This window comes from Dyadobacter pollutisoli, assembly GCF_026625565.1.
GTDB classification, from domain to species: Bacteria; Bacteroidota; Bacteroidia; order Cytophagales; family Spirosomataceae; genus Dyadobacter; species Dyadobacter pollutisoli.
The window spans coordinates 221337-236846 of sequence record NZ_CP112998.1 but is presented as its reverse complement, the minus strand read 5'-3'; the positions used below and the strand labels follow the sequence as shown (position 1 = coordinate 236846).

15 protein-coding genes are annotated in these 15510 nt (G+C 44.8%); 7 read left to right on the top strand and 8 right to left on the bottom strand.

The genetic code is table 11. The features are described from left to right. Window positions 1-65: 65 nt before the first annotated feature. Both ON006_RS01075 and ON006_RS01070 read left to right on the top strand, forming a co-directional pair. Window positions 66-545 (top strand): hypothetical protein, encoded by a 480-nt coding sequence (locus tag ON006_RS01075; RefSeq protein WP_244823261.1) that lies wholly within the window; start codon window positions 66-68, stop codon window positions 543-545. Further along, complete coding sequence (locus ON006_RS01070) at window positions 545-1108, top strand: cupin domain-containing protein (protein ID WP_244823260.1); 564 nt, start codon at window positions 545-547, stop codon at window positions 1106-1108. Before ON006_RS01075 ends, ON006_RS01070 begins: the two co-directional genes overlap by 1 nt. A gap of 60 nt (window positions 1109-1168) precedes the next feature. Here ON006_RS01070 and ON006_RS01065 read toward each other — a convergent pair whose 3' ends face one another. The 3 genes from ON006_RS01065 to ON006_RS01055 form a co-directional block, all read right to left on the bottom strand. Continuing rightward, window positions 1169-2764, bottom strand: coding sequence for a DUF8451 domain-containing protein (locus tag ON006_RS01065; RefSeq protein WP_244823259.1), 1596 nt, complete (start codon window positions 2762-2764; stop codon window positions 1169-1171). 563 nt (window positions 2765-3327) lie between these two features. Continuing rightward, window positions 3328-3513 carry a hypothetical protein gene (locus ON006_RS01060; RefSeq protein ID WP_244823258.1) on the bottom strand — a complete coding sequence of 62 codons (186 nt, stop codon included), beginning with the start codon at window positions 3511-3513 and terminating at the stop codon, window positions 3328-3330. A 95-nt stretch (window positions 3514-3608) separates the two neighbouring features. Next, on the bottom strand, window positions 3609-4664 hold the full coding sequence (locus tag ON006_RS01055; RefSeq protein ID WP_244823257.1) for a DUF7662 domain-containing protein: 1056 nt from the start codon (window positions 4662-4664) through the stop codon (window positions 3609-3611). A gap of 275 nt (window positions 4665-4939) precedes the next feature. Here ON006_RS01055 and ON006_RS01050 point away from each other — a divergent pair, with 275 nt between their 5' ends. Continuing rightward, window positions 4940-5179, top strand: a complete 240-nt coding sequence (locus ON006_RS01050; protein ID WP_244823256.1) for a hypothetical protein — start codon at window positions 4940-4942, stop codon at window positions 5177-5179. Between the two features lie 54 nt (window positions 5180-5233). Here ON006_RS01050 and ON006_RS01045 read toward each other — a convergent pair whose 3' ends face one another. After that, window positions 5234-5770 (bottom strand): TlpA family protein disulfide reductase, encoded by a 537-nt coding sequence (locus tag ON006_RS01045; protein ID WP_244823255.1) that lies wholly within the window; start codon window positions 5768-5770, stop codon window positions 5234-5236. 117 nt (window positions 5771-5887) lie between these two features. Here ON006_RS01045 and ON006_RS01040 point away from each other — a divergent pair, with 117 nt between their 5' ends. The 4 genes from ON006_RS01040 to ON006_RS01025 all read left to right on the top strand — a co-directional run bounded on the left by ON006_RS01040 (window position 5888) and on the right by ON006_RS01025 (window position 8281). Next, window positions 5888-6571, top strand: a complete 684-nt coding sequence (locus ON006_RS01040; protein WP_244823254.1) for a hypothetical protein — start codon at window positions 5888-5890, stop codon at window positions 6569-6571. Window positions 6572-6843: 272 nt separating this feature from the next. Continuing rightward, window positions 6844-7104: a hypothetical protein gene (locus tag ON006_RS01035; RefSeq protein WP_244823253.1), complete on the top strand. Its 261-nt coding sequence runs from the start codon at window positions 6844-6846 to the stop codon at window positions 7102-7104. Window positions 7105-7116: 12 nt separating this feature from the next. Beyond that, a complete protein-coding gene (locus ON006_RS01030) occupies window positions 7117-7323 on the top strand; it encodes a hypothetical protein (RefSeq protein ID WP_244823252.1) in 207 nt (68 codons plus the stop codon). 136 nt (window positions 7324-7459) lie between these two features. Next, on the top strand, window positions 7460-8281 hold the full coding sequence (locus ON006_RS01025; protein ID WP_244823251.1) for an alpha/beta fold hydrolase: 822 nt from the start codon (window positions 7460-7462) through the stop codon (window positions 8279-8281). Window positions 8282-8556: 275 nt separating this feature from the next. On the opposite strand, the gene ON006_RS01020 is transcribed toward ON006_RS01025, so the two are convergent. The 4 genes from ON006_RS01020 to ON006_RS01005 form a co-directional block, all read right to left on the bottom strand. Continuing rightward, on the bottom strand, window positions 8557-10104 hold the full coding sequence (locus ON006_RS01020; RefSeq protein WP_244823250.1) for a RagB/SusD family nutrient uptake outer membrane protein: 1548 nt from the start codon (window positions 10102-10104) through the stop codon (window positions 8557-8559). A 22-nt stretch (window positions 10105-10126) separates the two neighbouring features. Beyond that, window positions 10127-13510: a TonB-dependent receptor gene (locus ON006_RS01015; protein WP_244823249.1), complete on the bottom strand. Its 3384-nt coding sequence runs from the start codon at window positions 13508-13510 to the stop codon at window positions 10127-10129. A gap of 185 nt (window positions 13511-13695) precedes the next feature. Continuing rightward, complete coding sequence (locus ON006_RS01010; protein WP_244823248.1) at window positions 13696-14754, bottom strand: FecR family protein; 1059 nt, start codon at window positions 14752-14754, stop codon at window positions 13696-13698. A 158-nt stretch (window positions 14755-14912) separates the two neighbouring features. Continuing rightward, the gene (locus ON006_RS01005; RefSeq protein WP_244823247.1) at window positions 14913-15500 is read right to left on the bottom strand and encodes an RNA polymerase sigma factor; all 588 of its coding nucleotides are present in this window, start codon (window positions 15498-15500) and stop codon (window positions 14913-14915) included. Between the last annotated feature and the right edge of the window lie 10 nt (window positions 15501-15510).

Here is a 15510-nt window from a genome sequence, read left to right as displayed (position 1 = left end):
TTTGGTCAATGTCCTAATTCGTACTAATTTTAGGTCGTTGTCCAAATTTATAACTTTTAACTCGTATGACGAAATCATTTTCAAACATCCTGCACATCCTGGCGTCGATAGCCTTTATTTCCATTATCGGGGCCGGCATTTATGAACACGCCACGTCAGTGCCCGTATGGCGCCTGGCGCCACCGATGTCACTCTCCATGTTCCAAGGCGAATATGGTATCCAACCGGCCAATTTCTGGATGCCGGTACATCCCATAACCGTATTGCTGATGCTCGCAGCGTTGGTCGCCAACTGGAAACAGCCGCGCCGCAAACAAATTCTGATCGTATTATGCGGCTACCTATTGATTCTTTTGATCACGGCGACGTATTTTGTTCCCGAGCTGATGGCCATTACGAAGGCAGCCTATTCGATGACCGTGAGCAGCGACCTGACAAGCCGCGCTGAAACCTGGGAAAAGCTCAGCTTACTGCGTTTAAGCGTGTTACTGGTATTGGCGGGAGTATTATTGCATGCATTGACGCTTAAAACAGAAGCTAAATAATGGAAACCATCACTATGAAAGCGACATATCCCGTTACGATCGACAATGGCCACGGTGAGCGGCTGACATTCTTGGGGCGCGAAGTCCGCGATGGCGTCGAGTATGTGCAAGTTGAGAACCAGGTGAGTCCGGGCTCTGGTCCGCCCATGCATGTGCATCACCAGCAGCACGAGAGTCTGTACATATGTGAAGGCAAAATGGGCGTTCAGGTCGCAGGCGAAGAACCTTATTACCTAAACGCAGGCGATTCTGCCACTTTCAACAGCGGAATCGCGCACCGGTTTTGGAATGCTGGCGACACAACGCTCCATTGCACCGGCGAAATCTGGCCACCGCATAACATTGAATATTTCCTATCCGAAATCTACCGGTCCAGCCGTGAAAATCCCAAAGGCATCCCCGCGCCTTTTGACGCTGCATATTTGCTGTGGAAATATAAGACTGAGTTTGATATGCTGGGCATTCCGGCTTTTGTGAAGAAGGTGATTTTTCCTGTGGTGTTGTTTGTGGGGAGGTTGCGGGGGTTGGATGGGAGGTTTAAGGATGCGCCGGAGGCGGTTTGAGGGTTTTTGGGGAGTGAGTAAGTTGCTTGTTATGTTTTTTGCATCATTACTCACTTTTTATTAATCGTTTTTGATTAACCTATTTTCAAAATATTCTGTGACGTAGTAGCCACCACTTTTTGGTGAACCTTGAAATTTCAATAGATTTAATGCTTTTGCCCTTTTAATGTGCCGTTCCACAGTTGCCATTGATTTTTGAAGTTTTTTCGAAATCTCAATTGTTTTCAAACCTTCCTTATCAAGCACTATTACCATTATCTGGATAATTTCCATTCTGGTAGCGATCGTTACACCATCAACTTCACCATCATTTACACCATCATCCAATAGTCGATTGACAACCTCAGTGACAATCGGAATATTAGCATTTCCTGTTAAATATGCCACAGGGGGCTCTTTAAACATAGTTACTCCTTTATTTACGCCATCACTTACACCCTCATTTAGTCCCTCACTTACACCCTCAATTATTCCATCACTCGCATTCGCCAAAACTGGTATCACCATTTTGAACGTGTTACCCTCAATGAACTTAGCCTTTCTTCGTCCAGCATATTGCTTGCTAAGCCGTGTCACATTTAGCACACCCGAGCCTAGTTCGTCTACGCGTCCGAGCTCGATAAAAAATTTCGCAATTACTGGGTTTTTGGGAAATGGAGTAAAGCGGTTAGGGTCAATTATACCCTGGCCATGAGGATTATTGGCATTTTCGGTTTCCACATTGTCTTTGCCAATCACAAATGTGCATGGATGAGCATTGGTGTATTCCCGATGCACAATGATATTTGCTACAACTTCGCGGAAAATGGCGGTCCGAAGACTTATCCTCTGATCAGCCTGCAGATAGAACTTATCAGGTAGATGTTTTTCCACAAAACCCATGAGTTGCTCGTAGGCATCTATCAGATTGGTTTGAATGTAAAGCCGATCGTCGTACCGATTTGTATCGTCAATCCTTACTAATGCATCAATTTTATAATGTGGGAGAATTTGACGTATTACCTCATCTTTCCCCAACAGTAGAGCAGCGGCCTGCGTGTAGCCTTCCTCACCACTGTGAAAATCGCGTCTCCATAAGCCTGCTGTTTCCAAAAGCCGCGTGTCATCTAATGCAAGCCAGGGATGGTTTGCATTGTTGCTTCTGATCAGATTTCTGATCTTGGGGAAAAGCTCCGGCTTAAAATGTTCAAAGTACAGGGCAGGATAAACCGTGTTCTCTGTATAGTGTGTTCTTTTCCGATTAAAAACTTCCGCAATCTGTTGTGCGTCATTTATTTTAAAATCGCCCTCATTACTTCGATCATAAATAGTTTGAAGTGTCTTATGAACCTGCGAGCTGACTGGCAACTGAATGTGTATAATCCAGTGATCTCCAATCAAGTACTTTCGAGGAAAGACGATGAACGGAGGATTTATTTTCTGCGGATTATTGGAAAGATTTACCAAATCAGTAATCACTTTATCGATATGAAGAGGATCGACACCCACAACTTCCCCTTTATCTGTCACTCCCAACAGAATATCGCCGCCCTCACGATTGAGCATGGAACAAACGGAATCAAATAGATTTTCGGGAAGAGCTAACCTGGCTACTTTGAATTCAAGGCGTATGCCTTCTTTCTCTTTTAGGAGCTTATATATTCTGTCTATCGTCATTTTGAAAAAGATTATTTACCAATACAGTTAAGGACAAATTGGCAAAATCATAGTGGTCAAAATGCTGAGTAGTTATTCAGAGGCGCATATGAATTATTCCTCAGTAAAATTTTCTGGATTAGGATATCTTACCACACTAGCGGAACCTCATTTAAACCCTCACTTACTCCATCATTTAGTCCCTCACTTACACCATCAAATACAACATCATTATCGCAGTTGTCCTTACAGCTGAGTAAGCGTTTCGTTGATTTGATATAGTAGTTTTGCTACGGGTCTTTGTTTTCAGTTAAATCTTTCTTCCGACTGAAAGTATTTGAACATGCCTGAAATGAACGACCGATTATACGCACTCCATTGATGAAAATTTTCTGGACATATCCGACAAGGAACTTTTGAACCTGTACGAAACCAGTAGCATTGCCAAATGCGAAATGCTGATTCAAGAATTAGACTTGGCGACGGAACCGCATCCATCGGAAGTTCCGGAAGGAGAAACGAGGGTCAAATATATTGAAGCTCTGAGGAATGCAGATCAGGGCGATATGAATGCACTTACCGCTTTAATTCTTGTCGAACTGACGCCCCTTTAGCTCGGCTTCACGCAACAACGCGATCACGATAGCCTTAACCTGCGCCTCGGGCACCTCCTGGTTTTCCAATGCCATAGTACCACATACAGATTCGGTGATCATTGAGGTAACGTAGGCTTTTTGGCGGAGTTTGTCGTATTTTTCGAATAGTTTCATAGGTCGAATATTTAGACTTTTGCGAAGATAAACTGACTTATTTATTGCCAATATTTGTACTAGTAGAATTTTTCAGAATCTAAAAGCAACAGATTTTAAACATCTTGTTTGATTGTACGAAGTGAAAATCCATACATATCTATGATTTTCGCTTTTGGATAACAAATGTGTGTCTTTTCTCCAGTTGAAAAATCGGTTGTATAAATCGACGAGGATAACTGATCAATTTCAGTCTTATTTAGTTCATAAAAATGCTTGATACATGATAGAGACCTAACGTCAACTTTGCTAAATGAACACCTTTCATCTTTGTAAATCCCCTTAAATGTATTTTGAAAATACTGATCGAAAGCTGGGATAAACCCAAAAACACCTAATAAAATTTTAGTAACAAGTGTTATATCACGGTTGTTATCAAAAATAAGTACCTTCTTTATTCCTGAATAAATGTCTACAATTTTCTGCATATTTTCCGGAGTATAATTGTTGACATCAATTTCCCAAATTTTCTTGTCGATTTCTGCTATGTAGGCTAGTAAAGGTTTGAAGTAAGCGATGCTTTTCTGAAAAAGAAAACTCGAACCTCTAAACATTCCCCAACTCGACAGATAGAATCCTAGAACCAGGCAGCTTTTTTCCAGATCGTCATTCGGGTTCTTAGTGGTTCGGAAATAATTGTAACAATAGTCAAAGGATGTATATCTATCCTCTGGATTTGACTTGGCAATAAAATCATCCATCACGGCTTTGATATCCTCTTTTGATGAGTGATGGTCAGAAAAGCTTAACTCTCTCAAGTTAACTTGTTCTTGGGCACTGCCCCAAACGTCGGTCTTCCTTTGTTTATTTTGAGTTTGTGATGTTCCATTACTTGGCGCAAAGCCGAAGGTGACGGTGCCTGTTCTATTTTTAAGAGAAATATTATCTCTATCAATCACATTCAATCCAATTGATAACCAGGCTGGTTTTTGTACATGAGTTGGACTGTTAAAATCATTGCCCCAATAAGCAGAATGTTTATATGCTGTGTTGGGTAAACCTCCCACCAAAGCGCTAATATCAGCCAAAGACATCTTAATCTCTTGGCGCCCATCGGCGACCATATTTTTAAGGTAAACCTGCAAAGGGAAATACTTACTTGTCTCATTCATAGGTTTTATAGCAAAATGGGGTTTAGATAGTTGATAAAGTCAAATAACGCTACATTATATTGATAAATGCACCGTTAGAAAAATCCCTCATCCCTCAATTTGCATCCCAGCAAATTTCTCCCGAATATGCGTCCTCCAAAAAAGTAGTCTTTATGAAAAATATTGAAAGTTTTGCCCTGCGATGGTGTGGGGTCGGCGAAAGTCCCCCGAGCGATGATTACTTCGCTTGGACACCTTAGGCAGGGCATTTTTTATCCATCCAAAAAAGTAATTTAATGAACAACAAACTAAACTCCCCCGAGTCCAGGGACTCGACGTGTATGGCCTATGGTGCTCAGGTCGAGGCGCTGCTAAGTATGAGTGATGCGTCCGTTTGGATCGATGATCTTTGGACGATTTACACCGGGTACATGGTTTCCCAAAAGGAAATGGGTTACAATCCGCGAGCTGCCGACCTTTTCTGCACATTTCGAGATCTGGTGTTTTTCTTTCAGCGGACTCAGTTGGCAAAGTAAGGATTAAGCTCATTTTCGTACTCACGTTCCTCTTTTACTATCTACTCTACCTTACTAGGGCTTGTCCGCAAGCTTAGTAAACTCCTCCAATTGATCCATTCCGCCCAAATAACCACTAGGTATGATCAGCCGCCCAGCCTTATCGAAAATCATTGCACGGGGAATAAATGTGAGGTTTTGCTCTTTCAAAAACCGGGCTGAATGCTGATTGGTGATAAGGTAGTTTTCTGCGTAGGTATCGAGTTTTTCTTCGTCGCTTGCCTTTTTCCATCGGCTGGCGTCTTTGTCAATCGAGAGGTATACGAAAGCAATGTCTTTGCCTTTCATGGCTTCGATCAATTTCTTCGCTTCGGGCATCGGTTCACGGCAGGGTCCGCACCAGCTCGCCCAAAAATCCACTACCAGTATTTTTCCGGCATGTCGCTTTTTTAAATCATCGAGCGTCAACTGAGCACCTGTTGGGTCAACGAGTTGGACGGCTGTACTGTCTTGGTTTTCACACAGCGCGGTCGGTATTACGATTTCGGCAGTGGCCGTGTGATTACTTTGCCCGATATTGATCAAACTGTAAATGAGAAGAATAGATAGCATGTTGACGACATTTTCTGTTTCAAAAAGATAAGGCAGCGTTGTGATTATTTTACCTTCTCTATAAAAGATTTCCTACTTTAACAATCATAACTCATCAACACTCCAGACATTGACTTTATGTTCAAAATCTTGACTAATAGTGGAAAGCAAAAAGTGCGGCAACCATTGATCCACTTTGGCAAACTCTTACTGACAATCCCAATATTTCTCTTGTTTTATGAGTGTTCCTCATCAACACCAACGGAGGAAATTTACAGGCTTACTTTCAGCGACTCGACGAATTTCAAGGTTATGAACCACCTGGGACATTCCCGTCCCGAAGACATCGTAATCCTGGATACGACACAAGGTTGGAACTATACTATTTTTTGGAACAAACCGGTGGGGGGCGAATCTCCTGAGCAACTCGAAATTGATACCACGACCGAACAGCACGAGAGCTATGATCCGGACTATCTTTTTAGAGATTCGCTAATGATAAATGCCATTGATTCAATAGAGCGAAAGGCCCTTCGAAGGAGAACATTAAATGTCGGGCCAAAACGACTCAACCTGCAAGGCCTCCACTACAAGACCATTCCTTACGCAAAGGATGTCAAGGGCTTTTATATTATTACTACCGAACCCGCTTTTAGCTCAGACGGTCGGTATGCATTCATCGTTTGGGAAATATACTTCAATGATGGTGTTAAATACATTTATGGCTGGGGAGAGGTTTTCGGCTATACTACTCTTGTGTATCAAAAACAGGCTGATGATAGCTGGAAGAAGTTTAAACAGATTGATCATCTGATCCTATAATGATGTATTGGGGTGACTTTGGACGACAAAAACCACCTTGTATACCTATTGTTCACCCACATTTCCTTACCATAAACCATTTGTATACCATTTAAAATTGACGGCTGCTTTCTGCTGCCGTACGTTTGCATTGCCTTCCGGGACAGGCTTTCGAATACTGACCGGCGGCAGCTTGCACAGCATTGCATCACACTATTTTTTACTATTAGCCTCAAAATAAAATAAGCAGCATTGTATCACACTATTTTACTATTAGCCTGAAATAAAATAACATGTCTATCATTAAAATCATTACCGGCATCAATTGGGTCCTGATCGCCATTTTCGGTTACTATGTGGTCTGGGCGCTGTTGCAAGTCAGTAAGCCCAGCCACGAAATGCCAGGCGTGGAAACCATCATTAAAGTAACAGGATTAATATTTTTGCTTTCACTGATAGGCCTCAATCTTGCTTCACATTCGTGGATGAAAATCGTTGCATTCATTCTGGGTCTATTGCTGCTGTTGATCATCTATTCTTTTAGGGACAATTAAAGAAAACAACTCATGAAAAACTTTGCAATCGCCCTCCTCTGCGGCATCGTAGGTTACCTTATTCTTGCTACGCTTAGCTACTATCTCGTCGGAAAATTTTCATCCAACAATCATGACCGCAGTGTTGAAGCCAGTATGACCAGCATTTTTGTATACGGCCCCATTGGTTTCATTCTGGCGTTCATTGCCGGTTATGTCTGGATCAAAAATTATTTCTGATATGCGGAGCTTTGACAATCTGGCTCTTAGGTGAGATTTGAAGCGGGAATGATTACGGACGGCTTTTACTCGCCGTTTTTTCCATTCAAAAAAGTTATATTTCAGAAACTTTACTCATCATTATCAAACCACTAAAATGGGCAAGATCACTGTTAAAGACGGCACTGAAATTTATTACAAGGATTGGGGAACCGGGCAACCGATTGTTTTTCATCACGGATGGCCGCTGTCCGGCGACGATTGGGATGGCCAGATGATGTTTTTCCTGAACCAGGGATTCAGGGTTATCGCGCATGATCGCCGCGGGCATGGAAGATCCACGCAAACGGCCGTTGGAAATGATATGGATACCTATGCAGCCGATGTCGCTGAACTGACAGCTGCGCTCGACTTGAAAGACGCGATTCACGTAGGTCATTCTACTGGTGGCGGGGAAGTGATCCGGTACGTTGCAAAATACGGACAAGGCCGCGTCGCAAAAGCAGTATTGATTAGTGCGGTGACGCCATTAATGGTACAAACCGAAAATAATCCCGAAGGTATACCCATCTCCGTTTTTGATGGCATTCGTGAAGGTACTGCTACCAAACGTCAGCAATTCTTTCAGGATTTCACGATTCCTTTTTACGGATACAACCGTGAAGGGGCCGAAATATCGCAGGGTGTCCGGGATAACTGGTGGCGCCAGGGAATGATGGGCGGAATTAAAGCACATTATGACTGTATCAAGGCTTTTTCGGAAACGGATTTTACCGAGGACCTGAAAAGTGTAGATGTACCGGTACTCATTTTACACGGCGAAGACGACCAGATCGTTCCCTACCCATTGACCGGAGCAAAGGCGATCAAACTATTGAAAAATGGCACATTGATCTCCTACCCTGGTTTTCCGCACGGAATGCCTACCACAGAAGCTGCCACGATCAACAAGGATCTTTTGGCTTTTATCAATTCTTAGTGGTCAAAAAGTTTAAGCTACATTAACCTAATAAAAAGCTGTCATCATTTCGTTGACAGCTTTTTTTAATGCACTAGTAGGGCTTCTGCACACAATTCTGCTCCCGGGAATTAGAGCGAGTCGCCTGCCCTTGTTGTTTTTGCACACAAAAATTTCAGCAAAAAATGTAAAATTAATTTTATATCAAGAAAAATAATCTGAATTATAGTATTCCAAATTGCAAAAAGAGGCACTTCGGAGTATCCAAAGTGCCTCTTTCAAAAAAATCAGACTTATCAATAACCCGGGTTTTGTGTCAACATGGGTGCATTACGGTCAATTTCCGTTTGTGGAATCGGCCAGAACTCGTATTTATCTTCATACTTGGTCTTCACGGTTGGCGCCAGCGGGTTTTGCACGAACCCATTCAATTTTTTAGTAGCGATCCCCCACCTTCTCAGGTCGAAGTAACGCTGACCCTCCAACGCAAACTCCACGCGCCGTTCATGACGGATCTTGTCTCTTGTCTCAGTCTGGGAAAGTCCGGCTGCCAAAGCGGGCATTCCGGCTCTCTTCCTAACCTCATTCACAGCCGGAATCGCATTAGCAGGGCCTTTTGCCTCGTTTTCCGCTTCTGCGTACATGAGCAGGATATCCGCGTAGCGCAGCAGCACGAAGTCTTGTTCATCAATGGCGCCGTAGTCCGGGTTCACAAGACTTGGATCGAGCCATTTTTTCACCGCGTAAAAGCCATTTGTCCAGCTGTCCTTACCTGGTGTCGCCACCGACAGATCGCCTGTAAACGGCCAGCCCTGCGCCTTGGTATCACCCGGAAAAAAGAATGTAAGCCGCATTCTCGGGTCTCTTTTTTCAAATGGTTTGGTGCGGTCATACACCGCCGAAGTGGCAATATCCTTACCGTCAATGGCCTCATATTCGTCGATCAGGTCCTGTGTTCCCAGCTCGCCTTTCCAGCGTTGCAGCGACACACCCAGGGCCACATCCTGATGCAGCAGGTTAGGCTGCAGGTACTTTACCGAAAACATGATTTCAGGGCTGCTGTTTTGGGCAGGCTTGAAGAAGTTGCCTTCGTAGCTGGAAAAGAGGCTATACTTTTTGCCATCGATGATCTGCTTAGCCATAGCTGCGGCTTCCGCATATTTTTTCTGATATAATAACACCCTTACCAGGTAACCCTGGGCAGTACTTTTCATGGCATGTCCGTCCTTATAAGCATTGTCCGGCAACGATGCGATGGCTTTCCCAAGATCTTCTTCGATCAGTTTCAACACTTCCGCCTTTTCGGATTTAGCCCTGGCCGACTTGAAATCTACCGCAAACGGATCGTCAGTGGTGATAATTACATTTCCGTACAGCTGCGCCAGCCAGAAGTAGTTGAATGCCCGCAAAAAATACGCTTCTCCCTGGTACCGGCTCAATTTATCGCCTTTCAAAACCTTGTCCACATTGGTCAGAAAAGAATTGATCGCTGCTATTGCCTTGTAATTATTGGCATAATAGCTATACACAAAATCCCCTGACTGCGGCGTGATACCGGACGAAAGAGCGCTGGTACCGCCGCCATAGTTGTACTGGCCGTACGAGTCATCACTGAAATTGTCCCAGGCAAATACCTGGTACTGCGAAGTCGCGTAGCCACCACCGGGAGCATACAAAAAGTTGTAAAGTCCGGTCAATGCAAGATCTGCATCCGCCTCTGACTTCCAGAAAATACTCGTGGATAGTTTGTCAGGCGGGGCCACGTCCAGGTCGTCGGTACAGGAGGTAACCGACAGAGTGAGTGTTACCAGCGTTAGAACAGTATATTTTAATAAATTTTTCATATTTCAAATATTTTAAGGTCTATTAAAATTGGACATTGATGCCGAAGGTGTATGTCCTGTTTTGCGGGTATGCCAGGTAGTTTCCGCTATTCACACGCTCCGGATCCAGGCCAGGGAATTTGCTGATCGTCGCGACATTGTCTGCCGAAACAAACAATCTGACAGACTTCATTTTCACTTTCTCAATCACACTCCGTGGAATCGTATAACCCAGCTGTATATTTTTCAAGCGGGCAAAGGATGCGTTTTTCAGATAGTAGGTCGAATTATAGTTCTGCACGGGTGCGTATCCGTCTGCCACATAAATTTTCGGCATTGTATTGGTAGGATTCGTAGGCGTCCAGCGGTTTCTCCAATCCACTGTGGGCACCGAACCTTGTCTGAATGGCTCAATCCCCCATCCGTTAACATATATTTTCTGGCCGATCGAGCCAAAAACCTGCGCTGCGATATCAAATCCTTTCCAGTCAGCTGATAAGTTCAAACCCAGCTGCATGGCAGGGTACTTGCCTTTCTGGTAGGTACGGTCCTTGTCGCTAATGACCCCGTCACCATTCACGTCCTTAATTTTGAGGTCGCCGGGAGTGGGCGTAACAGGTTGCTTGGGTGATGCGTCAATTTCGGCCTGGCTCTGGAAAATCCCGTCCCAGATATATACATAAAACTCATCCAGCGCGTGACCTTCCTCACGGATATTATTACCAATGATCTCAACCTTTCCGAATTCTTCCAGGATATTTTTATAGGCCTGTACATTCGCGCCGATCGTGTAGGATAGCCCACCGTCCGTGCGACCAGCGTAGGAAATGTTCAGCTCAATACCTTTGTTCCGGACCGCACCGTTATTGATGGTAGGCGCATTCAGCCCCAGCCACAACGGCACCTGCGATCCGCGCAGAATGTCAAAAGTATACTTGTTGAATACATCAGCAGAAAAAGTGATCCTGTTATTGAAAGCCGTTAAATCCAAACCAACATTGACTGACCGGGTTGTTTCCCAGGTAAGATTAGGATCTACAATGGACTGTGCCGCAAAACCAGTTGACGTTGACCCGCCGAAAGCGTAGTTAGCATTGGTCAGTGTGGCCTGGTAAGGGTAAATACCGATGTTCTGGTTACCCAGCTGGCCATAAGAAGCGCGCAGCTTCAAGTCATTAAGCCAGTTTACATTTTGCAAAAAACTCTCTTTCGACACTCTCCATCCTCCCGAAAAGGAATAGAATAACCCCCAGCGCGTATCCGTCGGCAGGCGTGACGTGCCATCGTAGCGGATACTTCCACCCAATAGATACTTGTCTTTCAAACTATAATTGGCAGTAGCATAAGCCGAATGGATCGCCCATTGCTCCGAACGTCCTCCGTTGGTTTGTCCGTCCGCGGGACCTGCATCCAGTTCAGTTAAGAGATTAGTCGGAAACTGCCTTCTGGATGCCGATAACCAGCTCTGCTGGTTCTTTTCCTGCTGATAACCGCCTAAAATAGAGAGCGCGTGATCGCCAAATGTTTTATGATAGTTGAGCTGGCTATAAAAAACGCTATATATCACATCGCTACGTTCGGTGCTCAACCCGGGAGTACCCACGTCCAATATTCCTGCGGAACTCATATCATTGTAATAATACATCGGTACCACCGGCCTGAAAGTGCTCCATTTGGTATTCTGAAAGTTAAATCCCGCTTTGTTTTCCCATCTGAGGCCGTCCAGTACGTCCACGTCCAGGGACATATTTCCCTGTGCGTAGTAATCTTTGGTATACCGAATAGATTTCTCCTTCACAGTCGCAATGGTGTTCTTGTTTCCCTGCTCATTAGGGAATGCTCTTTTTATCCATTTACCGTCTGCGGTTTGAGGCGGGTAAAGCGGCGACTGGGCCATGGTGGATAAAAACATATCCGTACTCCCATTGCTCGGCGCCTGCTGATCTCCATAACGGAACTGCAAATTTGTACCCAGGGTAACACGCTTATGTACTTTGGAAGACAACCCCAGGTTCATTGTATATTTTTTGTAGTCGAACCCTATCATTACACCAGGCTGATCGGTGATTCCCAGGCCGACATTAAAAGTAGTGCCGTCTCTGCTGCCGCCGGACATGTTCAAAAAATGGTTTTTCACATAAGCAGGCTGAAAAAGATCGTCCAGCCAGTTGTGGTTTGGGTACTTGACACGGTCCGTAGCATTTCTGTACAGGTCGATCTGATCCTGGGTGTATAATGGCTGCAGATTGGAATTGGTACGTGCTTCATTGGAAAGCTCCATAAACTCCGCAGAGTTGGTAATTGTTTTCGGGATTTGTGTAGGATTGGAAATACCGATATTGAAGCCGTAACCAAAAGCAAAACCACCGCCATTGCCGTTTTTAGTTTTAACAACGATCACGCCATTCGCCCCTCTCGCACCGTAAATCGCAGCCGAAGCAGCATCCTTCAACACCGTGACGGACTCAATGTTGTTTGGGTTGAGAATACCCAGACTACCCGGCAGGCCGTCTACAATCACCAAAGGATCATTTCCCGCGCCGCTGAATGTCCCCGTACCCCTGATCCGAAGCTGAATGCCTTCATTGCCCGGCTCGCCAGAGTTTTGGATCACCTGCAAGCCTGGGAGCTGTCCCTGTAACAAACTCACCGGGTTGGTAGCTACCCGTTTGGTAATAGCATCACCCGAAACTGTCGCCACCGCGCTGATCAGGTTTCGCTTGGCCTGAGAGTTGTAACCTACCACTACCACCTCATCCAGCGCCTTGTTGTCCAGCGCCAGATCGATGTTGATCACCGATGCCTCACCCACCTTTACTTCCTGGCTCACATGGCCCACGAACGAAAATACCAGGATAGCACCGTCGTTGGGTACGTCCAGCGAATAGGCTCCGTTCACATCTGTGGATGTGCCGCGCGTTGTTCCCTTAATAGTGATATTGACACCGGGTAAAGTTTCTTTTGTTCCCGAGGTAACTACACCTTTTATATTCTTATCGACCGCGTTTTCCGCAGCCGCCAGCAGGGTACCCTCTTCCCGGGACAGACTGCTAGCCGGCTCACGGCCTGCAGGTTTCAGTATAATCCTGTTCCTTACGATTTTGTAAGAAATATTATCAGGGCTGAATATCTGGTCCAACACTTCCGACATGTTTTTATTATGCGCCGAGAGCGTGATTTTTCGCTCTACCGGGAGTAACTCTTTACTATATACGAATTTGACATTTTCGGAGGCTGCGAGCTCCGCAAGTATGGTTCGGATCGATTTTTGTTGCGCCTCAATGGAAACTTTCCTTAGCAGAAGTTCCTGGGCGTGCGTTTCACCACCGTACGAATAGGTACAGGCGACGAGGGCAATAAGCATTTGTAAGGATGACACTTTCATGATAGTCCACCAGGGCTCTATGATTTCTAGTCTTTTTTTCATTTTTTTACAATTTTAGATCACAGGATGATTTAAATGATCCCAGTATTTCATTTGTCCAGAATGAAACAACCGAGATTTTTCGAGGGATGGGAATCGGGACCGAACTATGCTTCCGGCATATTCGGTCCTTTTTTGTGACTACGTAGAGTTTATATGCATACTGACGTTGTTAAAAGTTAAAAAAATCACTGAATGACCTGGCAGCCCGGCCCGACTAGAAAAATCTGATCCCCCCTCACCTCATAACTCGCGTCGACAGCGGCACACAAAACGTCCAGCAGCGCGAAAAGATCATTCAGGTTCGACGCGTCGGCGGTAATGCTGCAGTTAGCCAGATTTTTATTGTCGAGCAAAATGGCCACCCCGTATGCCTTTTCCAGCTGCGGAATAATGGAAGAAATAGGTGTGTCAGTGTAAATAAATGCATTTGCGGCTTCCCTCAGTTTTTCCTGCCGACTTACCATGACCGGTTCTTCGACGAGCCCGGTTATCATTTCTTTGGTTTCAAACGAGAAAGTAACCTTCTTGTTAGGTGTGAGAGTAACTACCTTGCTGCCTGCGGATATCGGCGAACTGTCTGCGTTCTCCTTCACGCTAACCCGCCCCCTCAGTACTGCCACTTCTACATTCCCCTTGTTATTAGTTTTAATCGTAAAACTGGTCCCCAATACATTGGTAATGATATGGTCAGAATAAACCGAGAATGGCTTGCCCGGATCGTGGGTCACATCAAAAAAACCGTCCCCCTTCAAATAGACCCTCCGCTCATGCGCCGTGAATTTTTCAGGGTAAAACAGGATGGCTTTGGGATAAAGTGATACCTCGCTACCGTCCGGCAGCTTAACCAGTTTGGGTTTTTCGCTATCATTCTCATTCCGCACCAGCTCGCTGATCATCGCGTCCGGAACCTCGGCGATAATGGATTTTCGCTCCATGACACCTCCTTTGTAAAAAAGAAATCCGGTGATCAGGAAAACAGCCGTAGCCGCAAATTTGAAGTACACCGACTGCCACCATCTTCTACCGATCAGCGGCTCGATTATTTCCGGTACTTCATTCATATTCTGCCGGATCGAGTTCCAGATGTCCGCTTTCAGCTTCTGATCCTGCTGCTGCAGCTCATCCGTTTTGGAATGATTGATTGAATCATACCAAAAATCCATTACCTGCTTCTTAATCGGATTGATCGTGTTGTTCTGGTAGCGATGTATCAGCCGATAAAATCCTTTCCAACTCTTGCTCATGCCTGTACCTGATCGTTAAAAACAGAATTGTTCCTATGTGTAAGTAGATCAGGCACGGACCATGCCACAAATAAGTTTATTAATTATTAGAAAATTCATATCAATTATTCCAATAAATAGTAAACTTATTAGAATATTTATAGAGATTCTCCGATGCCCTATTTTGAGAAGTAATGGGCGATCAACAGCAATACATAAATGCTGTAATCCTGCAATTGAATTCGAAGCGTTTTGAGTCCCTGGCTGAGGTGGTACTCCACGGACCGGGTCGACATTTTAAGGATTTTGGCGATCTCAACATTGGGTTTGTGCTGCAACTTGCTCAGTTCGAATACCACCCTGGTTTTGGGAGGTAGCTGGTCAATGCACGCGATGAGGGATTGGTTGAGATCATTGTAAGCGAGCTCTTCCTCCGTGTCCCAGTCGGCCTCGGACATGTTGATAAAGACAAACTTGTCGTAATTCCTGCGGACAATTTCTTTTTTGAAAAAGTCCAGTACTTTAAACTTGACGGCACCCAGAAGATAATGTTCCAGCTCGCCGATACTGACCGTTCCACGCCTTACCCAGAGGTCTAGGAAGATGTCCTGAACGATCTCCTTGGCTTCATCAGAAGCCCTGACTTTATTTTCGGCAACCCGATAAAGCTTGTGCCAGTAACGGTCGTAGATCTGCTCAAAAGCGTCCTCATCACCCAGTCTCAGGCCTTCCACCAAATCCGAATCACCGATATAAATATTAGGCATGACGATAGCA

Coding starts and splice junctions, on each gene's coding strand:
- ON006_RS01045 (WP_244823255.1), bottom strand. CDS start 5,770: ATGCTATCTATTCTTCTCATTTACAGTTTGATCAATATCGGGCAAAGT.
- ON006_RS01065 (WP_244823259.1), bottom strand. CDS start 2,764: ATGACGATAGACAGAATATATAAGCTCCTAAAAGAGAAAGAAGGCATA.
- ON006_RS01055 (WP_244823257.1), bottom strand. CDS start 4,664: ATGAATGAGACAAGTAAGTATTTCCCTTTGCAGGTTTACCTTAAAAAT.
- ON006_RS01025 (WP_244823251.1), top strand. CDS start 7,460: ATGGGCAAGATCACTGTTAAAGACGGCACTGAAATTTATTACAAGGAT.
- ON006_RS01005 (WP_244823247.1), bottom strand. CDS start 15,500: ATGCCTAATATTTATATCGGTGATTCGGATTTGGTGGAAGGCCTGAGA.
- ON006_RS01035 (WP_244823253.1), top strand. CDS start 6,844: ATGTCTATCATTAAAATCATTACCGGCATCAATTGGGTCCTGATCGCC.
- ON006_RS01030 (WP_244823252.1), top strand. CDS start 7,117: ATGAAAAACTTTGCAATCGCCCTCCTCTGCGGCATCGTAGGTTACCTT.
- ON006_RS01020 (WP_244823250.1), bottom strand. CDS start 10,104: ATGAAAAATTTATTAAAATATACTGTTCTAACGCTGGTAACACTCACT.
- ON006_RS01015 (WP_244823249.1), bottom strand. CDS start 13,510: ATGAAAAAAAGACTAGAAATCATAGAGCCCTGGTGGACTATCATGAAA.
- ON006_RS01050 (WP_244823256.1), top strand. CDS start 4,940: ATGAACAACAAACTAAACTCCCCCGAGTCCAGGGACTCGACGTGTATG.
- ON006_RS01070 (WP_244823260.1), top strand. CDS start 545: ATGGAAACCATCACTATGAAAGCGACATATCCCGTTACGATCGACAAT.
- ON006_RS01010 (WP_244823248.1), bottom strand. CDS start 14,754: ATGAGCAAGAGTTGGAAAGGATTTTATCGGCTGATACATCGCTACCAG.
- ON006_RS01060 (WP_244823258.1), bottom strand. CDS start 3,513: ATGAAACTATTCGAAAAATACGACAAACTCCGCCAAAAAGCCTACGTT.
- ON006_RS01040 (WP_244823254.1), top strand. CDS start 5,888: ATGTTCAAAATCTTGACTAATAGTGGAAAGCAAAAAGTGCGGCAACCA.
- ON006_RS01075 (WP_244823261.1), top strand. CDS start 66: ATGACGAAATCATTTTCAAACATCCTGCACATCCTGGCGTCGATAGCC.